This is a genomic window from Cetobacterium sp. (genome assembly GCF_051658645.1).
Classification (GTDB): Bacteria; Fusobacteriota; Fusobacteriia; order Fusobacteriales; family Fusobacteriaceae; genus Cetobacterium_A.
Map to the genome: position 1 here is coordinate 1 of NZ_JBOFMZ010000022.1, position 26,085 is coordinate 26,085.

The window sequence follows — 26,085 nt, forward strand, 5'->3', positions numbered from 1 at the left end:
TCTTTAAAATGACAGCCAGTTGCTCTTAACCATTTTGGTTATAGATGCGATTGGCTTTTTGTATTTTTCTAACTTTATCTAATAAATCAGGAGGTATTACAATGAAAAAATTATTAATGCTTTTATCTTTAACTTTAGCAGTATCTGCTTTTGGAGCTCCACAAGGAAACTCTGAGCAATCTGCAACTATGAATATAAGTGCAACTGTTATAAAACCCTTAACTATAGAAAAAATTACAGATATGGAATTTGGTTCTATTATACAAGGAAGTAAGGCTAATGCTACTTCTGGATACTCAATTAAAGGAGAAGCTGGACAAAGTATAGCTATAACTATTGATAGTTCTGTTTTATTAACGCACGAAACAACTAAATCTAGTATTATTGTTGGTATTAGAACTTCACCACCTCACTCTTTAGATAAAAACGGAAATGCTACCCTTTCTGTTGATGGTGTTTTAGAAACTACTTCAAATCAAGAGATTGGAAAATACAATGGTACTTTAGTTGCTAAAGTTCAATACAATTAATTTTATTTTTTTAATCGAACCAAAATTCAGGAGGATAAAATGACAAAATTACTTATGCTTTTAAGCTGTACACTTAGTATTCTTGCTTTTGCAAACGCTTCTGGTGAAGCCAGTATGAATATCAATGCAACTGTTATAAAACCTTTAACTATTGAAGTTACAAAAGATATGGATTTTGGAAAAATTATTCAAGGCAGCACTGCTACTGCAGAAGGTACATATAAAATAGATGGAGAACCTGGTCAGAAAATAGATGTTATCACAACATTTCCCAAAACTTTAACAAATAATATTGATAAATCTTTAGCACTACCTATTAATTTCAATATGCTAATGCCTTTAGCTGGATATAGTTTAGGTAGTGATGGTAACCTTGAAATTAATATAAATGGTTCTATCTCTCCTACTACAAGCACTAGGATAGGAGACTATACTGGTAGTCTAACCGCTAGAGTTCAATACCAATAATTAAGAAGGAGAACAACATTTTGAAATTTTTATTTTTTTTTTTAATGATTAGCTTTAATTCGTTTTGCTTAGAGAGCAACGATGGGAAAATGAACATTACTGCAAAGGTTATAGATCCTTTAAGAGTAGTTCATAATGGAGATATTGAATTTGGAAATGTTTTTAGAGGAAGCAGCAATACTTCTTCAAGACATGGATTTACTATTTATGGAGAAAAAGGCCAAAATATAAAAGTTTCTTTGAATGAAAAAAATTTAAACGCTTTTAGTAATAGTATTCCTCTAAAACACGAATCTTCTAATAATGAAATATCAGTTAACGTTATCAATATTTCAGATTATAGTGAAAGTACAAAGCTAGATAAAAATGGTGAATTTCACTATGACTTTGATGCTGAATTAATAGTTCCAAAAGACGCTGTATTAGGTAAATACTCCGGTACTTTGATTATGAACGTAACATTTCAATAGGCCCTATTCACTGAATAGAGCCTTTTTTATTGTTTCTATTTATATTATATTTGCTCTAATAACTCATCAGATATATCAAAGTTTGAATAAACATCATTTACATCATCTAAATCATCCAAAGCTTCATATAGTGCCATTACTTTTTTAGCCATATCTAAATCTGTGATTATAACTTTATTATCGGGTATCATGGCAACTTCAGCTTCAAGTACATTATATCCTGCTTTTTTTAACTCTTCAGCAACAGTGTTACAATCAGCTTGATCAGTTATAACTGTGAACTCTCCATCTTCTTCTTTAACATCTTCAGCACCAGCTTCTAAAGCTGACATCATTAGCTCATCTGGATCTACTCCTTCACCAGGAATTATAATTTCACCTTTTTTAGCAAACATCCAAGCTACTGCACCGTCAGTTCCTAAGTTTCCATTTCTTTTAGAAAATGCTGCTCTTACTTCAGAAGCAGATCTATTTTTATTATCTGTTACAACCTCCACTATAAAAGCTGTTCCTTCAGGACCATAACCTTCATATCTAATCTCCATATAATCTACACCATCAAGTTCTCCAGTTCCTTTTTTAACTGCTCTTTCTAGATTATCTTTTGGCATATTAGCTGCTTTTGCTTTTTCTATTGCAAGTCTTAATCTAGGGTTAAAGTTTATATCTCCTCCACCTTCTTTAGCTGAAATTGTTAACTCTTTTCCTAACTTTGTAAATAATTTTCCTCTTTTAGCATCTTGAGCACCTTTTCTATGTTTTATGTTTGACCATTTACTATGTCCTGCCACAAAAATCCCTCCTCAGTTTAAATTTCTCTATAAATTTTATCATAACACCTATTTTTTTTCAATATATTTGGGTAGTAATAGCATTTTTTTCCTTACCTCTTCTAGTATAATATCAGGTGTTATGAGTCTATATTTTTGATCGAAAGATAACGTCTCATATTCATCATTATATAATATATCTCTTGGCTCTATACCTTCATGCCTCATATTATCTTTAGAAAGCCAATCTCTTCTTTTGGAATTTGGACTAAATATAGCAAAACTAGGAATATCTATCGCTTGAGCTAAATGCCTTGGCCCTCCTTCGTTTCCTATAAAAATATCACAATTTGACAATAAAGCTCCGAGCTCTCTTATGCTCTTAGTTTGTATATTTGATATTATTCTTTTATCGGTACCTAAATCTTCATGAAACTTTTTAGCAAACTCCATCTCATCTTCAGAATAGTAAAGAATAATTTGTGCATCAAATTCCGCTAATATTTTTAAAGCTAATTTTTTCATTAAGTCAATTGGGTAAACTTTAGCTTCTCTTCTAGAATTTATTGCCAAAGGAATTATAATTTTACTGAAATCAACTCCTGCTGCTACCATTCTTTCTCTTAATTTAGATACTTCTACGTCTAAAAACTTTAGAGAATAATTTTTATTTAATTTAACATCTACTTTATCTTGTATAAGAGGCTCTAGCATTTTTAAAAACTTTTCAGCTTTATCAAACTCAGTTGACGGCTCTTCAATTTTATGAGTATAACAGTAACCTCTTTTTGGTTTCATTCTACCAATTTTATATTTTGCCTTTCTTGAGAACAAAGAGAATAATTCGCTTTTAGGAGTTGACATTATATCTATAACTATATCATAATCAGTTCTAGTTACATTCCAAACTTTTTTTAGATATTTAAATGGATTTTTTTGCTCGGCTTTTGTTATTGAAATAACTCTACTTAAATAATCTTGATTTTCGAACAGTGGTGATACATGTTCATATAAAACATAATCTATCTCTGCATCTGGATATGTCTCTTTTAAACTTTTGCATAAAACTGATGAAAGTATTGCATCCCCTATCTGTTTAAATCTAATTACTAATATTTTCATATTACATTTCCTCAATTTTATTTTTTACAGTTTTTAAATCACCCCAAAAATCAACTGCAACCTTTGCTCTTTTTCCTCCATCATCTCTAGACTTTTTAGCAAAATTAGCATCATAAGTTACAAGTATTTTAATGTCTCCTTTCCAATCTAGTATAGAGCTTTTTTCTTGTAAAAATTTAAACTCTCTTTCTAAAAGAAGTTCAGCACTATCTTGACCTAAAGCAACTATAACTTTTGGATTCATTAAAGATATTTGCATCATTAAATACTCTTTTAAATCTCTTTTATCCCTCTCCTCTAGTTCACGATATTTTTTTTCTGATTTTGTCAAAGTAGTTACATAATATTGTTCAGGTAAAAACCCAACTATGTCACATAACTTTATTAAAAATTCACCGCTTGAACCTGGTCTTACTTTAAAATTTTCATCTATATATAGGTTGCTGTCATCTCCTACAAACATAATTTCTCCATTGAAACTTCCTGCACCTAAAATTATTTTTTCTTTACTATTTCGAAGAGCATCTGTTCCACCTATTTCAAATTTTAACTCTTCTAACAGTTTTTCAAAATCTTGCATTTTTCCTCCTAAAAATCAATTAATTTTGTACCTCGATCCTGAGTTGCAATCTCTACAGGAATTTCTATATTATTTTTTGATAACTCTTCCATAACTTCATCTAATGCAAGTTTAGGATCATTACTTTCTTTACTCATATGAGCAAGATATATTTTCTTTAAATCTTTATGATATATTTCACATAAAAATCTAGCACAATCAATATTTGATAGATGCCCACTTCTACTTTTTACACGTGCTTTTAAATCCCAAGGATATGAACACTCCATCAATTTGTTATAATCATAATTGCATTCGAGAACTATCACATCTACATTTTTAAAAGCTTCTCTCACAGTGTTGTCTATATATCCTAAATCAGTCGCTATCGCTACTTTACTACCAGTGCTCTCTTCTATTCTAAAACCAACAGTCCTTTCAGCATCATGCATAACATCAAAAGGATAAATAAGACTCGCTCCAACTTCAAAATTTTCTTCTATAAATCTCAAATTTTGAGAATTTAATTTTCCTAATTTCAAAATTCCAGCTTCATAACTCTCTTTTGTAATATAGATTGGAACATCATATTTTCTTGAGATTATTCCTGCTCCGAGTATATGATCCCCATGCTCATGAGTTATTAAAATCCCATCTATATTACAAATATTCTCTCCTATATTTTTGAGTTGTTCTTCTATTTTTTTTCCACTGAACCCTGCATCTATAAGTAATTTTATGTTATCAGTTTCTAAAAAAATAGAATTACCTTTACTTCCACTTCCTAGTACTGCTAATTTCATATTTCATCCTTTCTAAATATCTATTCGATTATTATTATATCATAAAAAAACCTCTTAGCATATATACCAAGAGGTTTTCGTTTACTATTTCATCTCTTCAAATTGGTCTTTACCTACATAGCAAAGTGGGCAAACCCAATCTTCTGGAACTTCTTCCCATTTTGTTCCTGGAGAGATTCCATTTTCTATATCTCCAACTAGTTCATCATAAACATAGTCACACACAATACATCTCATATATTTAGCCATTTAAATACCTCCAGAATAATTAACTATTCCACAGTCCGTGGATATTACAATATTCTCTAGAACAAACACTCTTTCCTTTCGGAACTTTAAAGTATGCTTCTGGTGCTGATCCTGCTTTTAAGTATTTTCTATATAAAAAATCATCTACACAAATCTCTATTATTTGAATATAGTGCTCTTCTGTCATTGGATGAGCAACTTCTTTTCCAACTTTAACTAAATATCCATCTTCTTTTTCCTCTACATAAGGAACATGCTTTTCTGTTGATGCATCTTGAGTTTTCTCTGAAACTAATTCTAATCCTTCAACACTAACCTCTTTGTCTGCTATAAGTACTTCTAATAAAACTGGATTTCCTTTTACTTTAAAAATTTCAAAAACTTTCATTGTATCCTCCTCCACTTAATAAAAAGATTGTATCTACTACTTATTCTGACATTTTGAACAAATTCCTTTAAAATAAACATGATATTCATCTACTTTAAAACCATTCATATTATCAACTATGAATTGATCTTTCACTACTGGAATATCATACACTTTTTTACATTCTACACACTTAAAATGACCATGTATATCCATATCAACATCATATCTAGTTTCATTCTCTTCTATTGTTATTACTCTTGTTATTCCTTTTTCTATAAAAAGATTTAATGTATTATAAACTGTTGTTTTAGAAAGAGTAGGAATTTCAGGACATAAAGCCTTATAAATTTCATCTACTGTTGGATGAATTTTATTTTCCAACAAATATTGAAATATTTTCATTCTTTGGTATGAAGGTTTTATGTCATGTATTTTTAAGTGATCACCTATATTTTCAATATACACTTTTTTCTCCTTTGTAATGGTTACAAAATTGTAACAATTGTTTTCTTTTAATATACACTTTTTTCTTTTCTTTGTCAAGATTTTACTAGAGTTCTTTTACCATAAGATACCTATCAACACGAACTCCATATTCATCTTTATGCAACTCTATAATCACATATCCATCTTTTTCATACATTTTTACTGCTGTTATATTTTTCGGATCAACAGTCAAATATATTTTTTTTATATTATTTTTTTTCAATTCTTTTTGACTTTCTTTTAAAAGAATTTTACCATAACCTTTTCCTCTCTCTTCTAGAGGAGTTGAAAATCCATATAAAAAAGCTTCGTTTTTTCCTAAAACACCTTGATATTGTGCTACACATAATAATTTATCTTCTTCATTTAATAAAACATATAATTTTCCATAACGAATAAAACTCATAATCATCCACATATCTGCTCCACCCATAGTGCCAAAACTATGCAATTCATTTTCATGAATTTTTCCGATTAGTTCTCTATCATTCTCAGCTACTTCTACTACTCTCATAAAACCTCCTAATATCCAATATCAGAAAGATGTAGTCCATTTGGTTCTGCTACTGCTTTAACATATTTACCATTTGGATTATTTAACATATCTATTAAATAATTTTCTGGTTTTTTTCTAAAATATACAGATAAGATTGTTCCAACTATTATTCTAATTTGAGATTTTAAAAAAGCATTTGCTTTTACATAAAGCTTTACAGTTTTTTCATCTACTCTCTCAAATCTAGCTTCAAAAATCTCTCTTTCAGAAGTTCTGCTACAGCAGTCTGCAAGTTTAAAATTACAAAAATCATAAGTTCCCACCAATGGAGCTACAATCTTATTTAACTTGTCTAAATCTAATTTTTGATTAACAAAAGTTACATATCTTGATTGAAAAGGATTTTTTTCCTCTCCAATATAGTACTCATAAGCTCTATATTTAGCAGAAAATCTAGAACTAAAATCTTTATCCTCTTCTTCTATTTCTAGTATAAGAATATCTTTTGGTAAATTTCCATTTAAAATAAATTTAATTCTCTCAGTTGGAATTGTCGAAGTAATAAAAAAATTAGAAACTTGTTTTTTAGCATGAACTCCTCTGTCTGTTCTTCCTGCTGAAACTAAATCAATCTCTTTTTTAAAAATAGTCTTTAAGATTTTTTCAATTTCTCCTTGTACAGTTCTTAGTTTTGGTTGTCTCTGAAATCCAAAGAATTCACTTCCATCATAACTATATGTTATCTTTATATTTCTTTCCAATTTTCTCTCCTTTTCCTTTTTTTATATATAAAAAAGAGCCTTGACTAATCAAGACTCTGTAAATTCTTATTGGTGCGAGAAGAGGGACTTGAACCCTCACGTCGAAACGCCAGATCCTAAGTCTGGTGCGTCTGCCAATTCCGCCACCCTCGCAAAATAGATGGTGCGTCATACTGGGCTCGAACCAGTGACAACACGATTAAAAGTCGTGTGCTCTACCATCTGAGCTAATGACGCATACTTTGAAAAATATTAAAAATACTTGGGGTGACCGACGGGATTCGAACCCGCGACAACCAGATCCACAAACTGGCGCTCTACCAACTGAACTACGACCACCAAATATAATATGGTGTGCTTGAAGGGATTCGAACCCCTGACCCACGCCTTAGAAGGGCGTTGCTCTATCCAACTGAGCTACAAACACATATTTAAAAAATTGGAGCGGGAGACGAGGGTCGAACTCGCGACATTCAGCTTGGAAGGCTGACACTCTACCAACTGAGTTACTCCCGCAGATGGTCGGAATAGCAAGATTCGAACTTGCGGCCCCCTGCTCCCAAGGCAGGTGCGCTACCGGACTGCGCTATATTCCGACTATTTATTTTGTATAACTCGCTTTCGCTTGCTACATATTTATAGTATCACAAATTATATTTTATGTCAACAAACTTTTTTATTATTTTTTATTTAAAAAAAGGATTGATTTTATATAAAAAGAATATTAATCTATAAACAATCATAAAACAAATATGATATTTTAAAGTTATCTTAGTTTAAGGAGGATTTGAAATGAAAAACAAAAAAATTATATGTTCTCTATTTTTAGCTACTTCACTTTTAGGAGCTTGTACTGCAAATGGTGGTGGATACAACAATCTTAATAACAAAACTACTGGAACTGCTGGTGGAGCTGCACTTGGTGCTCTTCTTGGACAAGCAATTGGACAAGATAGTAAAGGTACTCTTATTGGTGCTGGTATTGGTGCTCTAGCTGGTTTAGGTTGGGGTGCTTATAAAGATCAACAAACAAGAGAGTTACAAACTAGACTACAAAATACTTCAGTTAAAGTTACTGATGAAGGAAATTATATAAACCTTAATTTACCTGGTGGAGTTACTTTCCCTACAAACGGACACATTATAGGAACTAGTTTCTATGCTCCTCTAAATGATATCTCTTCTGTTTTAAATCAATATCCTGAAACAAGAATCATTATCTCTGGACATACTGATAATACTGGTGCTTATTCGTATAATATGGACTTGTCTGTAAAAAGAGCTCGAAGTGTTGCTGATTATGCTGTAAGAAAAGGTGTAAACCCTAATAGAATTACTATAAACGGATTTGGACCTGATAGACCAATAGCAAATAATTCATCTGCTTCTGGTAGATCTCAAAATAGAAGAGTAGAGATTCAAATATTCCCAGCTTATTAATATATAAATTTTAAAACAAAAGAGGACTTTAATTAAAGTCCTCTTTTGCTTACTTCTTGATTTTTTTGATAGCATCTACTGTTGCTTCTTTTACTCCCTTAGATGTATACGTTGCTCCTGCTATTATATCCAAGTCTGAATTTTGTTTTTTTAAAATTTGTTGTTTTAAATTCTCGACTGCTGGATCAGCAATTGGCGGAGTATCTTCATGAATTATATCTACCTCTACAATTTTAAACTTATCCCCTTTTAACTTTGCTTTCAATTTTACATTCAACTCATCGTTATAACCTGTTCCACTTCCCTCTACTACAATTGGTCCTGGTTTTTTTGATTCATATATTCCTAAAAGTAATCCTATTACTACAAAAGCTATAACACTTTTTTTTCTTATCCCCTCTTTAACCATAACAAAGTCATCTCCTTATTTTTTTGGAATTAATCTTGGCGTAACTTTATCTCTTCCTTCAAGTCCTACTTTTTGTATATACTCAGTTAAAACTTCATCTAAACCTGAATAATGTGCTACAACCTTACCTGCAGCTAAAGAAGAGTACCCATCTCCTCCTGCAGCCATAAAGTCATTTGTTGCCACTGTATACATCTTATTTAAATCTAATTTCTCATCTCCAACTCTAATTTCTAAAACTCTTCTATAAGCAGGATTTTTAACATTAAATTTAACAGTCATTCCTGAAACTTGTGCCATAGCACCCAATGATTCTGGATAAGCTCTTAAACCATTTTCTACAGCTTTTTGTAAATCTGAACCTTTCACTTCTTTTGTTACAACATAGTTTCCAAATGGTAAAACACTAATTATATCTCCAACTGTTACCTCACCAGGATTAATTGAAGCTCTTATTCCACCACCGTTTGTTAAAGCTACATCTGCTCCTGTTTTCCATACCATTGCATCTGTTATTAATTGTGATAAATTAGTTTCTCTTGTTCTAACAAAAGCTCTATCTCCTTCTAGTAAAATTGGTGTTTCTCCAACTTTTACACTTGTTATTGCATCTTGCTTTCTAGAAATTTCATCAATCTTTGCTTTTACTTTTTCATCTTCTGGAACTGGATTATCCCCATTCATTATTGCATTTTTAGTATATAACGTATAATCAATTGCACTGTTTTTATTTTTTAACTTGTCAAAATCAACTTTTACAACTCCAACATTTTTTGAATATTCACCTGTTTGAACTATTGTAACACCGTTTACAATTTTCTTTTCTTTTAACTCAGTATGGCTATGACCATCTATTATAATATCTATTTCTGGTACTGCTTCAGCAAGACCTACACTTTGTAAATTTTTAGCTGTGCTTTCATCATCACCCAAATGGGATATAACTACAATAAATTTTACACCTTCTTTTTTCATTTGAGCTACAACTGATTTTGCTGTTGCTATTGGATCTGCTATTTTTATATTTTTTACATTGTTTGGATTTGTTTTAAAATATGTCTCTGGAGTTGCTAAACCAAAGAATCCTACTTTCATTCCATCTATTTTCTTTATTTCATAAGTTCCTGCTATTGGTTTTCCCGTGCTTTTATTTGTAACATTTGCTGCTAGTGTTTTATATTTTTGCATAGAAAGCAGCTCTCCTAATCTTTCCTCACCATAATTGAAATCATGATTTCCTAATGTTGAGTAATCAAAGCCTGCAGCATTTAAAGTTTGAACCATTGATTCACCTTTTGTTAAAGTTGCAAATGTTGTTCCATGCATAGTATCTCCAGCATCTATAAGTAACACTTTTCCACTATTTTTATCTTGCTCTAAAGCTTTAGCGATTGTTCTTACTCTAGCTAAACCTACACCGTCACTTTTCCCCTCTTTTGCTCTCCCATGAACATCATTAACATGAACCATAGTAAGTTCATACTCTCCATCTCTTGCTGGTAAAACTCTACAAGCTGAAAAAGCTAAAACCAATCCCATTAAACCAAAAATTTTAATATTCTTATTCATATGCCCTCCCTAAGAAACTATTTGAAACTTTTTTAAACTATTTTGAACATATTTTATCACATCTAAATAGTATTGTAAAAGAAAAAACTGCATCAAAATGCAGTTTTCACCTTTATTTTACATTCTCTTTTCCAATATTTTTAAAAGCTTTAAACTGCTCTCTAAAGAATCACCTTCTAAGCTTAAAATACTTATAGTTGATTTCAATGTTATTATCTCTTTTTCTCTCATAACTTTTTCAATTTTATGTTCATAGATATAATCTTTTATAGATAGTGCTTCTGATATTTGATAGTTATACAACTCTTTATACTTTGCTTCTTTAAACAATATTGATTCTAGTCTTTTTTTCAATTCATCATCTGAAAGAGATTCCTCTTTCAATAAAGAGCTTACAAGATTTTTTAAAAACATATATTCTTTTAAAAAAAACTCTACTTTATATTTGTAGATTCTAGAATCTCCAATAAAATTAATCAATAAAATAGGAAACAATACTACCATCATAGATATTTTTGGTTTTTCTATTAACTCTGATGCTACTTCGAATGCTAACCTATTTTCATTTTTTAAAAAACCTTCAATGTTTAACATCTACTTTTCCCCTTTATTCCAATATATCAAAGTGTGTCTCACATTTTCTGAACTCGGCTCTACTTTTTTAACAAATATATAATACCAAGCTCCAGACTCAATATCTTCTTCAGCAAGCTTTTGATGTGCTTCTTTAAATCCCAAAACTTCATCTAAAAATGGTAATATAGAAAAGCATAATAAGTATATACAGTAAAAACTGCATCCTAAAGCAAGCCATTTTTTCATATCTTCCTCCAAGTTTTTTATAAGTTCATTAGTGATTTTGTTATATCAGGAAATACTACGTGGAACATCAAGTATGCAGCTCCAAAAGTAACGCTTAAATTTATAACTTTCCCCACTAAATAAAGAGTTATAGGTTTCCCACCTTTAAATAATTTTCCTAACTCACTAAAGTTTGTAGATAAACCTATACTTGTGAAAGCCAAACAGAACAGCCAACCTTGTAAAGGTGAAATCAAACCATTTACCATACCTTTATCTATAATTATTTTAGACCCATCTACTCCTAACATGCTATAAATAGAAGAAAATACCAATGATGCTCCAATAAATCCTAGAATAAATTTTGGGAATCTAGCCCAAATCTCTTTTAAAGAACCCTTAAAAGAAAAGTCCCTTTCACTAGCAGTAGATTTATCAACTTTTAATGACCAATATGCAGCTACTCCTAGGGCCATTACTCCTATAATAACGTTTTGAATCATCTTTATTGTAGCAGCAACGTCTCTTGCAACTGGACCTAAATATTCTCCCGCAGCAACAACTGCTCCTGTTGAATCAACTGTTCCTCCAATCCAAGCTCCTCCCAATACAGGATCTAAATTTAAAAACTTTATAAACATAGGCATTGCTATCATCATAAAAGCAGTAAACATAATTGAGATACTAACAGAAAGAGTCAACTCTTCTTTTTTAGCTTTACAAGCTGCTGCTGCGGCTATTGCTGCTGAAACCCCACTTACAGACATATCTGCTGACATTACCATATTTAAACTTTTCGATTCCATTTTTAAAACTTTATCTCCAAATAAGAAAGTTAATACTAAAACAACTGGTGTTACAAACCAAGTTACAAATATTCCAGGTATTCCTATTAACAACACTTTATTTACTAAAACAGTTGAACCCAATAATATCAATCCTGTTTTTATAAAATACTCTGTTTGAGCTGCTGCCAATAATTTTTTAGGTGTTCCAACAGTATTACTAACTATCAATCCTAGAACTAGTCCCCAAAATACGTATCCAAGTCCCCAAGCTTTTAGTGTTTCTTGTTCTCCTAAGCAATATGCTCCTACAGCTAATAAAAATACAAATGAAAACCCTTTTAAAAAGCCATCTCTATCCATTTTTTTCATTCCTAAACTAAAATATATCCCTATTGATGCCAATAATATCAATAAGTTTGGTATTAAATTATATGGTTTAACGAGTGCTGCTGATTTTAATTTATTCTCTTTGTCTCTATTTACTAACCATTCATCAACAGATGAACTTGCTACTGTGTTTAATTCTTCATTTAAAAACTTCATCTCTTCAGCTAATGAAATTGCGAGTAACGATTTTTCTTTACTTAAAATAGTCATTTTTTTTGATTGTTCATATTGCTCTAAAAATAAAGCACCTCTTTCATCTGCTGCTGCTTTACTTAAATAAAATGATTCGATTGGATTTTTAGTCCACTTTTTAGGTTTACCTAAGATTTCTTTTACTTTTTGAGTGGTTGAATTGTTTCTAACTAATGTATTTTTATCGAATTGAGCTTCATGCCATTGAATTGTTTTAAAAGGAGCTCTCTCTCCTTCAGATTTCATTATATCATTATAAACTTGTGCTTTTCCTATAAGAACGTTTGAATCCGATCCCATATATAAAAACATACAAAATATAAGTATAATTGTTGCTAATAATATTGCCCAATAATCTTCAAATTTAAATAAATCTAATATTGTTACCTTTAAACTTTTATTGTTCGATTTTACAGCTTCCATTTTATTCCTCCTCGGTTTTTTTAAATGTGCTTTGTTGAACTTTTATTCAAAGTGGTAAACATGACTAATGGGAACCCATTTAGGGTTCCCATTAAATTTAGAATATATAATTTTAGATAAAATTCTTTTTAGTGTCCGCCGTCATATTGAAACGGTTTTTCTTGAGTATAAGCTTCTCCTGGACTTGAATGTTTAGATAAAGGCTTTACATTTATGTTTGCTCTGTATTCTGTTTCTGCCCAAAGAATTCTTTGTGCTACATGAGCATCTGGATTTAAGTTAACTCCATCCAAGATAATCTCTTTAAACTTTTGATATCCAGCTCTGTCAATTAAATGACCTCCATGAATATACATAGGTTTATTGTGTAATACATTAGCTGAGAACTTTTGCCAGTTTCCTATAACTGCCATAACTACATCCTCAGTTACCCAGTTTAAGAACATCTTACCCATTCTTGGATACTGTTTACCAGTTCTTCCACCGATTGTTATTCTGAATAATTTTTCTTCTGGTCTAACCCATGCAGATGATGGACATGCTTCAACACATTCTCCACATCCTACACAGCAGCAAGAATCTTTCACTATTCTATGATTTTCTAATTTTAAAACTCTTGTAGCAGCGTGCTCACAAACTTTAACACATCTTCCACATCCAATACATCTATCTTTTAAATAAGTAGGTTTTGTTACTCCTATTATACCAAAATCGTTGAAATGACCTTTTGCACAGTCATTTGGACATCCTGATATAGCCATTTTTATATGATAGTGACTTGGGAAAATTTTTGCCTCAAGTTTTCTAGCTAATTCCCAAGTGTTAATATTTGCTTTAACACAATGAGAGTTACCAATACAAGACATTATATTTCTTGCTCCTATAGTTGGATATCCTGCTTTAGTAACATCCATTTCTACTCCACACATCTCTACATCTACTTCTCTTATATAGTCTTCTAAATAAGCATTTACAGCTTCTGCATTTTCATATTTTATTCCTGGAGCATTTAGAGTTTGTCTCATACCCATGTGGAAAGTTCCGTCTCCCCATTTCTCTGCAATCTCTTGTATTACTCTTAAATACTTAGCTTCTATTAATCCGCCTGGAACACGAAGTTGTATCATAAACTCCCCAGGTACTTTTGATTGACGGAAACAGTTCAGTTTCATTTTTGTTATATTAATATCGTGATTCACTCTGTTACCTCCTTAGTCGATTAGATATTTAGCTTCTGAATAATTAAATACTGGTCCATCTAGACATACATAAACTTCATCTATTCTACAATGTCCACATTTTCCTACAGCACATGACATCTTTCTTTCAAAAGATACCCAAATCTTCTCAGCTGGAACTCCTAGCTTTTCAAACTCTATAGCTGTGTATTTCATCATATTAGGAGGTCCTACAATAATAACCTCTAAATCTTTGAATCCATCTTCTAACATTTTTAAATGTGGTACATACTCTGTTACAAGTCCTACACATTCACCATCTATTCCACATCCTTTATCTACAGTTAATACCATTGGATGTTTCTTTCTCCATTGAAGAACTTCATCTTTGAAAAGTATAGATGATTCATCTTTAAATCCAAATAATAACTCCATAGATTGAACTTCTTCTGGATTTCTATATATATGATTGATTAAAGATCTTACTGGAGCTAAACCTGATCCACCAGTTACAATAACCACTTTTTTATTTTTTATATCTACTGCATCAAAACCTTTTCCATAAGGTCCTCTCATAGGTAAAATGTCTCCAGTATGAAGATTAAAGATCTCATCTGTTACTGTTCCTACTTTTCTTATTAAAAACTCTGCCCAGCCTTCTTCTGCTGAGAAATCTGTAACTGATATTGGACACTCTCCTACCTTTGGTAAAGATAACTGCATAAATTGTCCAAACTTGATGTTCTTAGCTTCTGGATATTCAACTTTAAATAGATATTCTATTTCTGTAAGTTTTTTTATATCCAATAATCTATATGGTTTTGGCATTATTAAGTTTTCCATTACTTTTTTCCTCCATTTAGTTTGTCAACTTCTGCTGCTAGTTTATTTACTGTTGTTGAGAATGATATAAATACAGGACATTTATCGTCACATCTTCCACAACCAACACACATATGATGCTCTTTAAATCTTGCTTTATGGTCATGTATTTTATGCATAACTTTAAATCTCATTCTTTCTCCACCAGCTCTTCTAAACGAGTGGTTTCCAGCCATATCAGTATATCCATCTACATGGCAAGAAGCATTTATTCTTCTTCTTTCTCCTGCATTTGAATCTGATGTATAGTTCATATCATAAGTTGTAAAACAAGTACAAGTTGAGCAAGAAACAGTACAACTACCACACATTAAACATCTTTTATCAAACTCTTTCCACATCTCTAAACCTTTGATTGCAATTTGAGTTTCTTTATCATTTATTTCAGGAATTCTTACAGTTCTTACATTCTCAGTAACAGGTGTTACAGCGAACTCTAACTCTTCGTTTCCATCAAAGTAACTATTAAATGCTGCATCTTTAGTTTCTACTAAAACTTCTTCACCATTGAATTTAACTCCAAAAGCATATTCATCTGTAGAACCGCTTCCCATAGAAGCACAGAAGCAAGTATCCCAACCATTTTTTGGACACTCTATTAGTACAAACTTTGTATTATCTCTCATTCTTTTATAGTATGAATCTTCAAATCCACCATTTTTTAAGAATATATCATCATATCTCTTAATTGAATGAATATCGCAAGATCTTGCAAAAACAAGCATTGGTCTTTCATCTACAACTTTTGTTTCTCTATAGTCTGCATCTGTAAAGTATAAAACCGTTTCTGTTATTGGACTTAATACCTCTTTAGCTGCATAATCAGATTTTTCATCATGTACAATCTCATCTGCTGAATAAACCCTATCATATCTTATAACGTCTGTGTCTGAGTATCTTCCTTGCTTAGGAAATCTTTTTGGAGCATATACTTTATACTCTTTACTAAGATTTTTTAGTAAGTTATCAAAATTTTCTGCTGTTATTTTGTATCCCATTCTTACTCTGCCTCCCTATTTTTTTGAATTTTTATTCAATTATTTATATGTCTATATTACAACCTTTTTGTTTTTTTGTAAACCACTTTTTTGAATTTCGACACCTTTTGGTTAAATTTGAATTTTTAGTCGAAACCTTAATAGCCACTTTTTCATTTCTTTATTTTTTTGATAAAGTTTTATTCTATAAGAAACCCTTAATTCTATGATTGTATATTATTCAAGTGTAGTTTATAAGAATAATATACCTGATCACTTTTTCATCACAACAGAATCAAAAGATTGTTTTTTTCTGAATTTCATTATAAAATATAATAAAATAACATTTTTTAAAAGGCGGTATTATGAAAAAATTTATTGTTGAAGCTGAATTTCACAACATGAAAATAACTCAATATTTAAAAGAAAAAGGATACTCTGGAAGAGGAATCAGAAATGTTGAAGTTTATTTGAATGGAAAAAGAACAAAAACTACAAAACAAGTTAAAAAAAATGCTAGATTATTAGTAAAGGAAAAAGATAAAGAAGTTGGAATAGAACCTATCAAAATGAACTTAAAAGTTATGTACGAAGATAAAAATCTGCTGATAATAGATAAAGACCCCTACTTAGTTGTACATCCAACTACTAAAAGAACAGATTTAACTTTAGCTAATGGTGTTATTTATTATCTTAAAGAGCAAACTGGTAAAATTCAACCACCTAGATTTTTTAATCGTCTAGATATGAATACTTCTGGGCTTATTGTTGTAGCTAAAAATGCTTTTACTCAAGCTTTTTTACAAACTGACAAAGAAAAAGTTGCAAAGTTCTATCAAGCTATTGTTAAAGGTGTTATTAAAGAAGACGAAATGATGATCCAGATTCCTATTGGTAAAGAAGGAGACGACTTAAGACGTAAAGAGATGACTGTTGAAAAAGGTGGACAAACCGCTAAAACAAGTATGAAAGTTTTAGAGCGTTTTCCAGAAGAAAATTTAACTTTAATTGAATTAGAATTATTTACTGGTAGAACACATCAAATACGTGCTCATATGTCGCTTGTTGGATATCCTATTTTAGGAGATGAACTTTATGGTGGATTAGATATAAGAGCAAAAAGACAGCTGCTTCATGCTTACAAACTTATCTTTACAGATGTAGAAAGCAATGAAAAAATAAAAGTTGAAGCTCCTTTAGCAGAAGACTTCAAAGAAATTCTTCATAAAGTTAATGCATAATATTAGTTAAAAAAAAGCGCCTTTCAAAAAGGTGCTTTTTATAATTCTATACTAATTTATTTTTTTTAATAGTTATAACTTCATCATCAATTAATTCTCCTTCAGTTTTAGCTATAATTAAAGTACAAATAGCATCCCCTGTTATATTTGTAACAGTTCTAAACATATCTACAAATCTATCTATACCCATAACGAGTGCCATACCTTCTAAAGGCAATCCTACTTGCTGCAATACCATTCCAAGCATTATAACTCCTACTCCAGGTACTCCAGCTGTTCCTATCGAAGCTAAAGTTGCTGTTATTATTACTGTTATAAAATCTCCCATAGTTAAATGCACTCCGTATATCTGAGCTATAAAAATTGTTGCAACACCCTGCATTATTGCAGTTCCATCCATATTTATTGTGCTTCCTAGAGGTAATGTAAATGATGAAATACTTTTTGATACTCCAAAATCTTTTTGTAAACACTCCATTGAAGATGGTAATGTCGCACTACTTGATGATGTTGAAAAAGCTACCATCATAGGACCTGAAAACTTTTTTAAAAATTTAAGAGGATTGTATTTAGCTACTAAAATTAATAGTGTTTGATATGTTATTAAATAATGAAGAATTAACACTATTACAACGCCTATAAAATATTTCATTAAAGGTAACATTGCAGTGTAACCTAAAGTTGCAAAAGTTTTACCAATTAAACCATAAACACCAAATGGTGCTAACTGCATAACTATTTCAACCATTTTTAAAACTAAGTTATTTAACTCTTCCATTCCTTTTCTAACTGTTGAAACTTTATCTCCTAACAAAGCCATGGCTATTCCAAACACTATAGAAAAAACTATAATTTGTAACATATCTCCTTTTGCTAAAGCTTCAACTGGATTTATAGGAATCATTCCTAAAAGAACATCCACAAAAGGTTTTGTTTCTCCCACACTTATATTAGTTTCAACAATTCTAGATAGATGTACACCTTTTCCAGGATTTATAAACGAACCCACTCCCAAAGCTAGAGTTATTGCAACTGCTGTAGTTCCCAAATAAAATACCAATGTTTTAATTCCAACTCTTCCTAATTTTTTTATATCTTCTATTCCCGCTGCTCCTACTGTTAATGAGCAAAATACTAACGGAACAACTATCATTCTTATAGCTCTAATAAAACCAGTTCCTAAAAAATTAAAAAAGAAATCTATTATATATTTTTTTACTATTTCATTTTCTCGAAATGGATACAGCAATAAACCACTTAAAACACCCAAAATTAAAGCCATAAAAATTTTATTTGTTAAACTTAATTTTTTCATTAAATTCACTCCTTTAATATTTCTTCTTATAAAACTTATTATACATTTTACTTTTTTAAAAAGCAACTAAAAATTTTCTTTTTTTTATTTATGGAAATATATTTTCATATTATTGATTAAAAAAAGGTAGCATCATAAAAGCTACCTTTACCTTATTTGTTATTATTAAAAAGTTTATCAAATTTATCCTGATTTTCCATAAATACTTTCACAAGAGTTGGATCAAAACTTTTACCATTTTCTTCTTCTATTATTCCAATTGATTTTTCATGAGTAAAACCTTCTTTGTAAACTCTTTTTTGTCTCAATGCATCATAAACATCTACTATTGAGACTATTCTAGCTTCCAAAGGAATCTCTTCACCACTCAACCCTATTGGATAACCTTCTCCGTTCCATTTTTCATGATGATATCTTGCTATATTTTGAGCCATCTCACTAACTCTTGATTTTTTCACAATTTCATATCCTATTTCTGAATGAGTCTTAATTATCTGAAACTCCTCTTCTGTTAATTTAGCTGGTTTTTTTAATATTGCTTTATCTATCCCTATTTTTCCAACATCATGCAATGATGCAACTTTTCCAATTTCTTCACAAAACTTTTTATTACACCCTAATTTATTCGCTAACAACTCTGAGTAAACATTTAATCTTTTTATGTGATTTCCTGTTTCAAAATCGTTAAATTGGTTCACCGCTTCTAAAGAGGATACTAAAGACAGCATTAAATTTTCATATTTTTTCTTTTCAAGTGAACTCTTTTTAGCTCTATACATAAAAATCAAAGTTATTAGAAGCATTCCAAACGAAATAACTATTAATTTTTTAGAATTATTTACTTCATAAGTATTTTTAAACGAATACATATTTTCACTCATATTTTCATTTAAAAAACTCGCTGAAATTTCTCTAAGTGCTTCTGCTAATTCTACTTCTTCTGATTTCACTCCCATAGCTAATTCGTATTTTTTATCTAAAATACCTGCTATTTTAAGTTCTCTATCATAACCTTTGTTATACAACTTATTTGCCAATGTTTTATAATCCGCTACTCCATAATCAGCTTCTTTTTTACGAATTTTTTCAATTACTTCATCCATGTCTTCTACATAAATAAAATTTTCTTCTTTTAAATCAAGTTTTAAACGCTCCATGTAATAACTATTTTTTACAACTGCAAACTTCTTTCTTCGAGTCTCTACAATATTATTTACAAAACCTTCTTCTTTTCTATTGAATATAACTGGACTTAATGTATAATATGGATTTGTGTATAATTCTTTTTCTTTTAAACTTGATTGCACTGTGATTGCAGCTATTATATCATTCTCTTTCCAATCTGTATTCTTAGAATATTTTTTTTTATTCAATTTTATACTTAAAATATCTTCTACATCTTTTAAGTATTCTCTAATCAAACCTTTTTCTTTTCCATTTTCCATATAGTAAAGTGGATAATTACTTTTTTCTACTGGATATAAAACATCTACTTCTTTTCCTTTTAATGATAAAAATTTATTTACAAATTTATCTTTGTAATATTCTCTTCTAGAGTTAACTATAATTTTTTTCAATTCATCAGAGGATATACTTTCAAAATAAGACTTCAAATCATTATATAGTTTTTTTTCTGTTTTAGGAACTGCCAATGTTGTTACCATCGTTCGTATTCTACTTAAATTTATTTTATTTAAAGAATCTATAAATCCATATTGATCATCACCAATAAAACCATCTATAACTCCTTTTTTCAACATCTGTATACCTTTTTCTCTTGTTTCAACATCTATAATTTCACTATTTAAAAACTCATACTTTTTTAAAAATTCTTTATGAATATAAGTTCCTTTTATAATACCAATCTTTTTTTTATAAAAATTATTGATATCTATGTAATCTGAATTCAAGAAATATATATTAGCTTTTAAATAGAAAAATGTTGGAATAAAGTAATATTTTTTTCTTCGATCATCAGTTTCTATCAAATCCATGATCAAAACATTTTTACCTTTTTCCATGTCTAATATTAAATTTGTATCTAATTCCTTAACTAAAAGATTTATTTTTTTTTTCACACTAATATCTTTAAATAACTTCGGATAAAGACCTTTGTATAAATCTCCTTTTTTATAAAAGAAAAAACTATTCTCATTTTCTAATAATATTACATGATTCTCTGCTATTAAATTAGAGCATAACAAGAAGGAAAAAAGAAAAACTTTAAACATATTTTTTTCTCCTTTAATTTCAGTTTTTTTATTATACTACAATTTTAACAAAAAAGTAATCAGAAAAAGATTAATTTTAGCGCCCATGAATGATTTGACAAAATATAGAAGATAATATATCATTAGTACATACAGAAAGTATTTAAAAAGAAATTAAAAAAACATAAATATATTTAGGAGGTTTCAAAATGGCAGTTAAAGTAGCAATTAATGGATTTGGAAGAATTGGAAGATTAGCATTAAGATTAATGATGAACAACCCTGAGTTTGAAGTAGTAGCAATAAACGATTTAACAGATGCAAAAACTCTTGCACACTTATTCAAATACGATTCAGCACAAGGTAGATTCAATGGAACTATCGAAGTTAACGAAGGAGGATTCTCAGTTAACGGAAAGCAAATTAAAGTTTTAGCTGATAGAGATCCTAAAAACTTACCTTGGGGAGAGTTAAAAGTAGACGTTGTTCTTGAGTGTACTGGATTCTTCACATCACAAGAAAAAGCTGGACTTCACTTAGAAGCTGGAGCTAAAAAAGTAGTTATCTCTGCACCTGCAACTGGAGATATCAAAACTGTAGTTTATAACGTAAACCACAACATTTTAGATGGTACAGAAACTGTAATTTCAGGAGCTTCTTGTACAACTAACTGTTTAGCACCAATGGCTAAAGTATTAAACGATAACTACACAATCGTAGAAGGTTTAATGACTACAATACATGCTTACACTAATGACCAAAACACATTAGATGGACCACATGGAAAAGGAGATTTAAGAAGAGGAAGAGCTGCTGCTGCAAACATCGTTCCTAACACAACTGGAGCTGCAAAAGCAATCGGATTAGTAATCCCTGCATTAGCTGGAAAATTAGATGGAGCTGCTCAAAGAGTACCAGTAATAACTGGATCATTAACTGAGTTAGTAACTGTTTTAGAAAAACCAACAACTGTTGCTGAAATCAATGCTGCTATGAAAGCTGCTTCTAACGAATCTTTCGGATACACTGAAGAAGAATTAGTATCATCTGATATCATCGGAATTGAATTCGGATCTTTATTCGATGCAACTCAAACTAAAGTAATGACAGTTGGAGATAAGCAATTAGTTAAAACTGTTTGTTGGTATGACAACGAGATGTCTTATACTGCTCAATTAATGAGAACTTTAAAATTATTCGTAGAAATCTCTAAGTAATTAGAATTCTAGGAAAAATAGAATAAACAGAATAGCGGGACTTCTTAGTTCCGCTTTTTTTTAAGAAAATATATCGAAAATTTCTGGAGGTTCATCAAAATGGCAAAGAAAATTGTAACTGATTTAAGCGTAGCTGGAAAAAAAGTTTTAATGAGAGTAGATTTCAACGTTCCTATGAAAGACGGAAAAATCACAGATGAGAATAGAATAGTTGCTGCTTTACCTACTATAAAGTATGTTTTAGAAAACGGTGGAAAAGTAATTGCTTTCTCTCACTTAGGAAAAGTTAAAGAAGCTGCAGATTTAGAAAAGAGAAATATTGAACCTGTTGCTAAGAGATTAGCTGAGCTTTTAGGGCAACCTGTAACTTTCATCAACGCTACAAGAGGAGAAGAGTTAGAAACTGCTGTTGCTAATTTAAAAGATGGAGAAATCCTAATGTTCCAAAACACTAGATTTGAAGATTTAGATGGTAAAAAAGAATCTAAAAACAATCCAGAGTTAGGAAAATACTGGGCTTCTTTAGGAGATTTATTTGTTAACGATGCATTTGGAACTGCTCATAGAGCACATGCTTCTAACGTTGGAATCGCTGCTAACATTGGAGAAGGAAACACTGCTGCTGGATTCTTAATGGAAAAAGAGATTAAGTTTATCGGTGGAGCTGTTGATGCACCAGAAAGACCTTTAGTTGCTATCTTAGGTGGAGCTAAAGTTTCTGATAAAATTGGAGTTATTGAAAACTTATTAGTTAAAGCTGATAAAATATTAATTGGTGGAGCTATGATGTTCACATTCTTCAAAGCTTTAGGAAAAGATACAGGAAGCTCTCTTGTTGAAGAAGATAAAGTTGAATTAGCAAAATCATTATTAGAAAAAGCAGAAGGAAAAATCATCTTACCTATCGATACTGTAATCTGTAAAGAGTTTTCTAACGAAGCTCCTCATTCAGTTGTATCTGTAGATGCTATTCCTGCTGATGAAATGGGACTAGATGTAGGACCTGCTACAATTAAATTGTTCACTGAGCAATTAATGGGAGCTAAGACAGTTGTATGGAACGGACCAATGGGTGTGTTTGAAATGTCTAACTATGCAAAAGGAACTATCGGAGTTTGTGAAGCTATCGCTAACTTAAAGAACTCTACAACTATTATCGGTGGAGGAGATTCTGCTGCTGCTGCTATCTCTTTAGGATTCGCTGACAAGTTCTCTCACATCTCTACAGGTGGAGGAGCTTCTCTTGAGTACCTAGAAGGAAAAGCATTACCAGGTGTAGATTCTATATCTACTAAGTAATAAACTAAAAATGACATCTCTCGAGATGTCATTTTTTTATAACTTTTATAATAAAAATAAAAAAAAAGAACTCCGGGGGGATGGAATTCTTTTAGTTTTTTCTCAAATATATATTAGGGGGATATATTCGAAAAAAGGATTTATTAAAAATATAATACCATTTTTAAAAAAAACTGTATACATACTTTTTATTGTTATTAACCACTCTAAAAAAGTATATTTACAATTCATCTATATTTTTGAAGTTTTTATCTAAAGCATATTCTATAAAACATCGTTCAATCTCTCTTATACTAAGTGTGTTTACTTTTTTTAATTTTTTCACTTTATAACTCTCTGTATCAGAAATTATAAGATCATATTTTTGAATAGATTCTTTACTTCGAAATCGAAATTCTAAAAAAGATTGTGATTCAAATTTTAGCCCTGGATAAATTTTTTCAATGCATTCTATAACTCTTTGATTGTACTCTTCATCTATATTTCTAGAAACACTAATAACTTTAAACCCATCTATAAAAATTTCTTTCATGAAAAACTTTGAAACTGCCCCAGACAACCTCAAAACATCAGAATACATCATTTCTAAACCTATATCTTTCAAAACTTTTTCTATAATAGCTGCTAATTTTTTACATTTCAAAGAATGTGGTTCTTTTCTAACCCATAACACTTCATACTTTTTATCCAAATATCCTATCATAAAATAAATACAGATTGATTTTTTCAATCTTTCTAATTCAAATGTGTCCATTTTGAATTTACTCTTTATTTCATTTAAAAACTTATCAAAATAAAATTTAATTGGGTAATCTAAAAATTGATACATCTTTATCTTTGTAATTATACTAGCAATAGCTTTTGTTAACTCTTCTGATATATCTTTTGAAAAACTTGCTGTTTTTATTTTTTTTAATATCTTTTTAAATTCATCAGTTTTATCCAAATTTTTCATATCACAATCTAAATAACCTTTATGCTTTTCAATTAAAGCCATCGCATATATTGAGTAATAAACAAAAATTGATTTCTTTATTTTAAACATTTCTGTTATCTCTTTATATATTTCTAAATAAATTTGTTCATCTAAAATATCTATCTCTTCTAAAAGCTCTTTTCTTTGCATACATAAAAAATCTCTATCTATAAATAATCTCAGTATATCTTCAAATAAAATCTCTGTTACCTTTTTTTCATTACTTTCTTTCAAAAATATCCCTTTTGAATTTTTAGATTCTAACAAGATATTATTTTTCAAAAGATTTTCTTTTACTATTTTAAAATCTTTGATTGCTGTTGTTCTAGAAACACCAATTCTTTTTCTTTCTTTTTCTAAATTTATATAACCTTTTATTAAAAGTCTTACACAATAAATTTTTTGCCTTTGTTCTGAAGATATAATATTCAACCTTGAAAAGAAATCTGAAAATTCTTCACCATTATTTTCTAAAATATAAATATTGTTTATTTTTTTTACTTTACTTATGCCATTTGCTTCTAAATAATCATTTAATATTAAAATTTTTCTTTCTATAGAGTTTACGTCTAAATTTGTGTATTTAACGATTTCATCTATATGAGCATCTCCGTGCAATAAAATTTTAAGCAATGTTATCACTGTTGTTGACATAATTCCTCCTGTAGTTTTAAATGTAGCTTTTCATTACCTCTAAATATCCTTTTATAGAAACCTCTGTTTTTGCTGGAATAAAATAAGTATCACCTTTTTCTATTTTATATTGAACTGATTTAGAAGTTAAAATTCCCTCTCCATCTAAAATTGAATAAACTTTAAAGTTTTTATAAGCTGGATCTTCAAAAGTTCCATTTATTAACAATCTATCTATCGAGAAGTATTCTCCTCTTATTAACTCTTCAATCTTTGCATCCTCAATTTCAATTTTAGTTCTAGAGCTTTCAGAGCTTATCTTTACCTCTTCTCCAAACTTTATAACATCCATAGCTTTATCTAAATGCAACTCTCTTTTTACACCGTTTACCTCTCTATCAAAGTCATATATTCTATATGTCGTATCTGAGTTTTGTTGTATTTCACATATTAAAATTGATCCTTCTAATGTTCCATGAACAACTCCTGGTTTTACATCTATAAAATCGCCTTTTTTCACCTTTACTTCATTAAATAATCCTGTAAAATCTTGTTTAATTACTTTTTCCTTATACATCTCTTTTGTTATCTCTTTTTTTAGTCCTAAAATCAATTTTGCATCTTCACTTGCTTCCATCACATACCAAACTTCACTCTTACCAAACTCTTTTTCAACTCTTAATGCATATTCATCACTAGGATGTACTTGCACAGATAATTTATCATTTATATCCAAGTACTTTATCAGTAATGGGAACTTCTCTCCATATTTTTGAACTATCTCTTCGCCTACAAGATCTTTTCCAAATTCTTTGAAAAGTTTTTCTAAACTCTCACCTTCCATATCTCCGTTTTCAACATATGACATCCCTGCAGGGTGACAACTCACCTCCCAAGACTCACCATATAACTCAGCTGTAGGCAATTTAAACCCTAAAGTACTTTCAAAGCCTCTCCCACCCCATACTTTTTCCACTAAATTTTTCTTAAATTTTAACAAATACATTCTTCCTCCCATGCCATATATTAATTTTTCAATTATTTTTATTGTATCTCTATTTTTA

At 30.1% G+C, this 26,085-nt stretch carries 28 protein-coding genes and 6 tRNA genes; 7 read left to right on the forward strand and 27 right to left on the reverse strand.

What is annotated here, in order from left to right:
- The first annotated feature begins 101 nt into the window (after positions 1-101).
- The 3 genes from ACRCZX_RS01050 to ACRCZX_RS01060 are packed head-to-tail and all read left to right on the forward strand — an operon-like array spanning position 102 to position 1,468.
- The gene (locus ACRCZX_RS01050; protein WP_438581093.1) at positions 102-530 is read left to right on the forward strand and encodes a DUF4402 domain-containing protein; all 429 of its coding nucleotides are present in this window, start codon (positions 102-104) and stop codon (positions 528-530) included.
- Positions 531-569: 39 nt separating this feature from the next.
- On the forward strand, positions 570-998 hold the full coding sequence (locus ACRCZX_RS01055) for a hypothetical protein (RefSeq protein WP_438581094.1): 429 nt from the start codon (positions 570-572) through the stop codon (positions 996-998).
- 20 nt (positions 999-1,018) lie between these two features.
- On the forward strand, positions 1,019-1,468 hold the full coding sequence (locus tag ACRCZX_RS01060; RefSeq protein WP_438581095.1) for a hypothetical protein: 450 nt from the start codon (positions 1,019-1,021) through the stop codon (positions 1,466-1,468).
- 44 nt (positions 1,469-1,512) lie between these two features.
- On the opposite strand, the gene ACRCZX_RS01065 is transcribed toward ACRCZX_RS01060, so the two are convergent.
- From ACRCZX_RS01065 to ACRCZX_RS01135, 15 genes are all read right to left on the reverse strand, one after another.
- Positions 1,513-2,259, reverse strand: a complete 747-nt coding sequence (locus ACRCZX_RS01065) for a YebC/PmpR family DNA-binding transcriptional regulator (RefSeq protein ID WP_438581096.1) — start codon at positions 2,257-2,259, stop codon at positions 1,513-1,515.
- Positions 2,260-2,307: 48 nt separating this feature from the next.
- Complete coding sequence (locus ACRCZX_RS01070) at positions 2,308-3,360, reverse strand: glycosyltransferase family 9 protein (protein WP_438581097.1); 1,053 nt, start codon at positions 3,358-3,360, stop codon at positions 2,308-2,310.
- A 1-nt stretch (position 3,361) separates the two neighbouring features.
- Positions 3,362-3,940: a uracil-DNA glycosylase family protein gene (locus ACRCZX_RS01075; protein ID WP_438581098.1), complete on the reverse strand. Its 579-nt coding sequence runs from the start codon at positions 3,938-3,940 to the stop codon at positions 3,362-3,364.
- 8 nt (positions 3,941-3,948) lie between these two features.
- Positions 3,949-4,722, reverse strand: coding sequence for an MBL fold metallo-hydrolase (locus ACRCZX_RS01080; RefSeq protein WP_438581099.1), 774 nt, complete (start codon positions 4,720-4,722; stop codon positions 3,949-3,951).
- A gap of 84 nt (positions 4,723-4,806) precedes the next feature.
- Positions 4,807-4,971, reverse strand: coding sequence for a rubredoxin (locus ACRCZX_RS01085; RefSeq protein WP_438581100.1), 165 nt, complete (start codon positions 4,969-4,971; stop codon positions 4,807-4,809).
- A gap of 19 nt (positions 4,972-4,990) precedes the next feature.
- Entirely contained in the window at positions 4,991-5,359 is a 369-nt protein-coding gene (locus tag ACRCZX_RS01090) for a desulfoferrodoxin family protein (protein ID WP_438581101.1), read from the reverse strand.
- Between the two features lie 36 nt (positions 5,360-5,395).
- Positions 5,396-5,806 (reverse strand): Fur family transcriptional regulator, encoded by a 411-nt coding sequence (locus ACRCZX_RS01095; protein ID WP_438581102.1) that lies wholly within the window; start codon positions 5,804-5,806, stop codon positions 5,396-5,398.
- A gap of 85 nt (positions 5,807-5,891) precedes the next feature.
- Entirely contained in the window at positions 5,892-6,341 is a 450-nt protein-coding gene (locus tag ACRCZX_RS01100; RefSeq protein WP_438581103.1) for a GNAT family N-acetyltransferase, read from the reverse strand.
- A gap of 8 nt (positions 6,342-6,349) precedes the next feature.
- A complete protein-coding gene (gene truA, locus ACRCZX_RS01105) occupies positions 6,350-7,084 on the reverse strand; it encodes a tRNA pseudouridine(38-40) synthase TruA (RefSeq protein WP_438581104.1) in 735 nt (244 codons plus the stop codon).
- 70 nt (positions 7,085-7,154) lie between these two features.
- A tRNA-Leu gene (locus ACRCZX_RS01110) sits at positions 7,155-7,237 on the reverse strand.
- Between the two features lie 8 nt (positions 7,238-7,245).
- Positions 7,246-7,321, reverse strand: a tRNA-Lys gene (locus tag ACRCZX_RS01115).
- Positions 7,322-7,347: 26 nt separating this feature from the next.
- Positions 7,348-7,423 (reverse strand) — tRNA-His (locus tag ACRCZX_RS01120).
- Positions 7,424-7,434: 11 nt separating this feature from the next.
- Positions 7,435-7,511 (reverse strand) — tRNA-Arg (locus ACRCZX_RS01125).
- A 13-nt stretch (positions 7,512-7,524) separates the two neighbouring features.
- A tRNA-Gly gene (locus ACRCZX_RS01130) sits at positions 7,525-7,600 on the reverse strand.
- Between the two features lie 3 nt (positions 7,601-7,603).
- Positions 7,604-7,680 (reverse strand) — tRNA-Pro (locus tag ACRCZX_RS01135).
- Between the two features lie 196 nt (positions 7,681-7,876).
- Between ACRCZX_RS01135 and ACRCZX_RS01140 the strand changes: the two genes are divergently transcribed.
- Positions 7,877-8,524 carry an OmpA family protein gene (locus tag ACRCZX_RS01140; protein WP_438581105.1) on the forward strand — a complete coding sequence of 216 codons (648 nt, stop codon included), beginning with the start codon at positions 7,877-7,879 and terminating at the stop codon, positions 8,522-8,524.
- 49 nt (positions 8,525-8,573) lie between these two features.
- Here ACRCZX_RS01140 and ACRCZX_RS01145 read toward each other — a convergent pair whose 3' ends face one another.
- The 8 genes from ACRCZX_RS01145 to asrA form a co-directional block, all read right to left on the reverse strand.
- The gene (locus ACRCZX_RS01145; protein WP_438581106.1) at positions 8,574-8,933 is read right to left on the reverse strand and encodes an FMN-binding protein; all 360 of its coding nucleotides are present in this window, start codon (positions 8,931-8,933) and stop codon (positions 8,574-8,576) included.
- Between the two features lie 15 nt (positions 8,934-8,948).
- Positions 8,949-10,502 (reverse strand): bifunctional metallophosphatase/5'-nucleotidase, encoded by a 1,554-nt coding sequence (locus ACRCZX_RS01150; protein ID WP_438581107.1) that lies wholly within the window; start codon positions 10,500-10,502, stop codon positions 8,949-8,951.
- A 117-nt stretch (positions 10,503-10,619) separates the two neighbouring features.
- The gene (locus ACRCZX_RS01155; RefSeq protein WP_438581108.1) at positions 10,620-11,096 is read right to left on the reverse strand and encodes a hypothetical protein; all 477 of its coding nucleotides are present in this window, start codon (positions 11,094-11,096) and stop codon (positions 10,620-10,622) included.
- The gene (locus ACRCZX_RS01160) at positions 11,097-11,324 is read right to left on the reverse strand and encodes a hypothetical protein (RefSeq protein WP_438581109.1); all 228 of its coding nucleotides are present in this window, start codon (positions 11,322-11,324) and stop codon (positions 11,097-11,099) included. It lies immediately after the preceding gene.
- Positions 11,325-11,341: 17 nt separating this feature from the next.
- Entirely contained in the window at positions 11,342-13,093 is a 1,752-nt protein-coding gene (locus ACRCZX_RS01165) for a YeiH family protein (RefSeq protein WP_438581110.1), read from the reverse strand.
- A gap of 128 nt (positions 13,094-13,221) precedes the next feature.
- A complete protein-coding gene (asrC, locus tag ACRCZX_RS01170) occupies positions 13,222-14,292 on the reverse strand; it encodes a sulfite reductase subunit C (protein WP_438581111.1) in 1,071 nt (356 codons plus the stop codon).
- Between the two features lie 12 nt (positions 14,293-14,304).
- Entirely contained in the window at positions 14,305-15,114 is an 810-nt protein-coding gene (gene asrB / locus ACRCZX_RS01175; protein ID WP_438581112.1) for an anaerobic sulfite reductase subunit AsrB, read from the reverse strand.
- On the reverse strand, positions 15,114-16,151 hold the full coding sequence (asrA, locus tag ACRCZX_RS01180; RefSeq protein WP_438581113.1) for an anaerobic sulfite reductase subunit AsrA: 1,038 nt from the start codon (positions 16,149-16,151) through the stop codon (positions 15,114-15,116). The genes asrB and asrA overlap by 1 nt, the downstream gene beginning before the upstream one ends.
- Before the next feature lie 344 nt (positions 16,152-16,495).
- Here asrA and ACRCZX_RS01185 point away from each other — a divergent pair, with 344 nt between their 5' ends.
- A complete protein-coding gene (locus tag ACRCZX_RS01185) occupies positions 16,496-17,371 on the forward strand; it encodes an RluA family pseudouridine synthase (RefSeq protein WP_438581114.1) in 876 nt (291 codons plus the stop codon).
- 46 nt (positions 17,372-17,417) lie between these two features.
- On the opposite strand, the gene ACRCZX_RS01190 is transcribed toward ACRCZX_RS01185, so the two are convergent.
- Positions 17,418-18,686 carry a dicarboxylate/amino acid:cation symporter gene (locus ACRCZX_RS01190; protein ID WP_438581115.1) on the reverse strand — a complete coding sequence of 423 codons (1,269 nt, stop codon included), beginning with the start codon at positions 18,684-18,686 and terminating at the stop codon, positions 17,418-17,420.
- A gap of 152 nt (positions 18,687-18,838) precedes the next feature.
- Complete coding sequence (locus ACRCZX_RS01195) at positions 18,839-20,917, reverse strand: HD domain-containing phosphohydrolase (RefSeq protein WP_438581116.1); 2,079 nt, start codon at positions 20,915-20,917, stop codon at positions 18,839-18,841.
- A 188-nt stretch (positions 20,918-21,105) separates the two neighbouring features.
- Here ACRCZX_RS01195 and gap point away from each other — a divergent pair, with 188 nt between their 5' ends.
- Positions 21,106-22,113, forward strand: coding sequence for a type I glyceraldehyde-3-phosphate dehydrogenase (gene gap, locus ACRCZX_RS01200; RefSeq protein ID WP_438581117.1), 1,008 nt, complete (start codon positions 21,106-21,108; stop codon positions 22,111-22,113).
- A gap of 99 nt (positions 22,114-22,212) precedes the next feature.
- The gene (locus ACRCZX_RS01205) at positions 22,213-23,412 is read left to right on the forward strand and encodes a phosphoglycerate kinase (RefSeq protein ID WP_438581118.1); all 1,200 of its coding nucleotides are present in this window, start codon (positions 22,213-22,215) and stop codon (positions 23,410-23,412) included.
- Positions 23,413-23,632: 220 nt separating this feature from the next.
- Here ACRCZX_RS01205 and ACRCZX_RS01210 read toward each other — a convergent pair whose 3' ends face one another.
- Both ACRCZX_RS01210 and ACRCZX_RS01215 read right to left on the reverse strand, forming a co-directional pair.
- Entirely contained in the window at positions 23,633-25,042 is a 1,410-nt protein-coding gene (locus ACRCZX_RS01210) for a hypothetical protein (RefSeq protein WP_438581119.1), read from the reverse strand.
- 16 nt (positions 25,043-25,058) lie between these two features.
- Positions 25,059-26,027, reverse strand: coding sequence for a type I phosphomannose isomerase catalytic subunit (locus ACRCZX_RS01215; protein WP_438581120.1), 969 nt, complete (start codon positions 26,025-26,027; stop codon positions 25,059-25,061).
- Positions 26,028-26,085 lie beyond the last annotated feature (58 nt).

Excerpts from the sequence above, each read along its gene's own strand:
- ACRCZX_RS01050 (WP_438581093.1), top strand. The coding sequence starts at position 102 with ATGAAAAAATTATTAATGCTTTTATCTTTAACTTTAGCAGTATCTGCT.
- ACRCZX_RS01055 (WP_438581094.1), top strand. The coding sequence starts at position 570 with ATGACAAAATTACTTATGCTTTTAAGCTGTACACTTAGTATTCTTGCT.
- ACRCZX_RS01070 (WP_438581097.1), bottom strand. The coding sequence starts at position 3,360 with ATGAAAATATTAGTAATTAGATTTAAACAGATAGGGGATGCAATACTT.
- ACRCZX_RS01075 (WP_438581098.1), bottom strand. The coding sequence starts at position 3,940 with ATGCAAGATTTTGAAAAACTGTTAGAAGAGTTAAAATTTGAAATAGGT.
- ACRCZX_RS01080 (WP_438581099.1), bottom strand. The coding sequence starts at position 4,722 with ATGAAATTAGCAGTACTAGGAAGTGGAAGTAAAGGTAATTCTATTTTT.
- ACRCZX_RS01085 (WP_438581100.1), bottom strand. The coding sequence starts at position 4,971 with ATGGCTAAATATATGAGATGTATTGTGTGTGACTATGTTTATGATGAA.
- ACRCZX_RS01090 (WP_438581101.1), bottom strand. The coding sequence starts at position 5,359 with ATGAAAGTTTTTGAAATTTTTAAAGTAAAAGGAAATCCAGTTTTATTA.
- ACRCZX_RS01100 (WP_438581103.1), bottom strand. The coding sequence starts at position 6,341 with ATGAGAGTAGTAGAAGTAGCTGAGAATGATAGAGAACTAATCGGAAAA.
- ACRCZX_RS01140 (WP_438581105.1), top strand. The coding sequence starts at position 7,877 with ATGAAAAACAAAAAAATTATATGTTCTCTATTTTTAGCTACTTCACTT.
- ACRCZX_RS01145 (WP_438581106.1), bottom strand. The coding sequence starts at position 8,933 with ATGGTTAAAGAGGGGATAAGAAAAAAAAGTGTTATAGCTTTTGTAGTA.
- ACRCZX_RS01150 (WP_438581107.1), bottom strand. The coding sequence starts at position 10,502 with ATGAATAAGAATATTAAAATTTTTGGTTTAATGGGATTGGTTTTAGCT.
- ACRCZX_RS01155 (WP_438581108.1), bottom strand. The coding sequence starts at position 11,096 with ATGTTAAACATTGAAGGTTTTTTAAAAAATGAAAATAGGTTAGCATTC.
- ACRCZX_RS01160 (WP_438581109.1), bottom strand. The coding sequence starts at position 11,324 with ATGAAAAAATGGCTTGCTTTAGGATGCAGTTTTTACTGTATATACTTA.
- ACRCZX_RS01165 (WP_438581110.1), bottom strand. The coding sequence starts at position 13,093 with ATGGAAGCTGTAAAATCGAACAATAAAAGTTTAAAGGTAACAATATTA.
- asrB (WP_438581112.1), bottom strand. The coding sequence starts at position 15,114 with ATGGAAAACTTAATAATGCCAAAACCATATAGATTATTGGATATAAAA.
- asrA (WP_438581113.1), bottom strand. The coding sequence starts at position 16,151 with ATGGGATACAAAATAACAGCAGAAAATTTTGATAACTTACTAAAAAAT.
- ACRCZX_RS01185 (WP_438581114.1), top strand. The coding sequence starts at position 16,496 with ATGAAAAAATTTATTGTTGAAGCTGAATTTCACAACATGAAAATAACT.
- ACRCZX_RS01190 (WP_438581115.1), bottom strand. The coding sequence starts at position 18,686 with ATGAAAAAATTAAGTTTAACAAATAAAATTTTTATGGCTTTAATTTTG.
- ACRCZX_RS01195 (WP_438581116.1), bottom strand. The coding sequence starts at position 20,917 with ATGTTTAAAGTTTTTCTTTTTTCCTTCTTGTTATGCTCTAATTTAATA.
- gap (WP_438581117.1), top strand. The coding sequence starts at position 21,106 with ATGGCAGTTAAAGTAGCAATTAATGGATTTGGAAGAATTGGAAGATTA.
- ACRCZX_RS01205 (WP_438581118.1), top strand. The coding sequence starts at position 22,213 with ATGGCAAAGAAAATTGTAACTGATTTAAGCGTAGCTGGAAAAAAAGTT.
- ACRCZX_RS01210 (WP_438581119.1), bottom strand. The coding sequence starts at position 25,042 with ATGTCAACAACAGTGATAACATTGCTTAAAATTTTATTGCACGGAGAT.
- ACRCZX_RS01215 (WP_438581120.1), bottom strand. The coding sequence starts at position 26,027 with ATGTATTTGTTAAAATTTAAGAAAAATTTAGTGGAAAAAGTATGGGGT.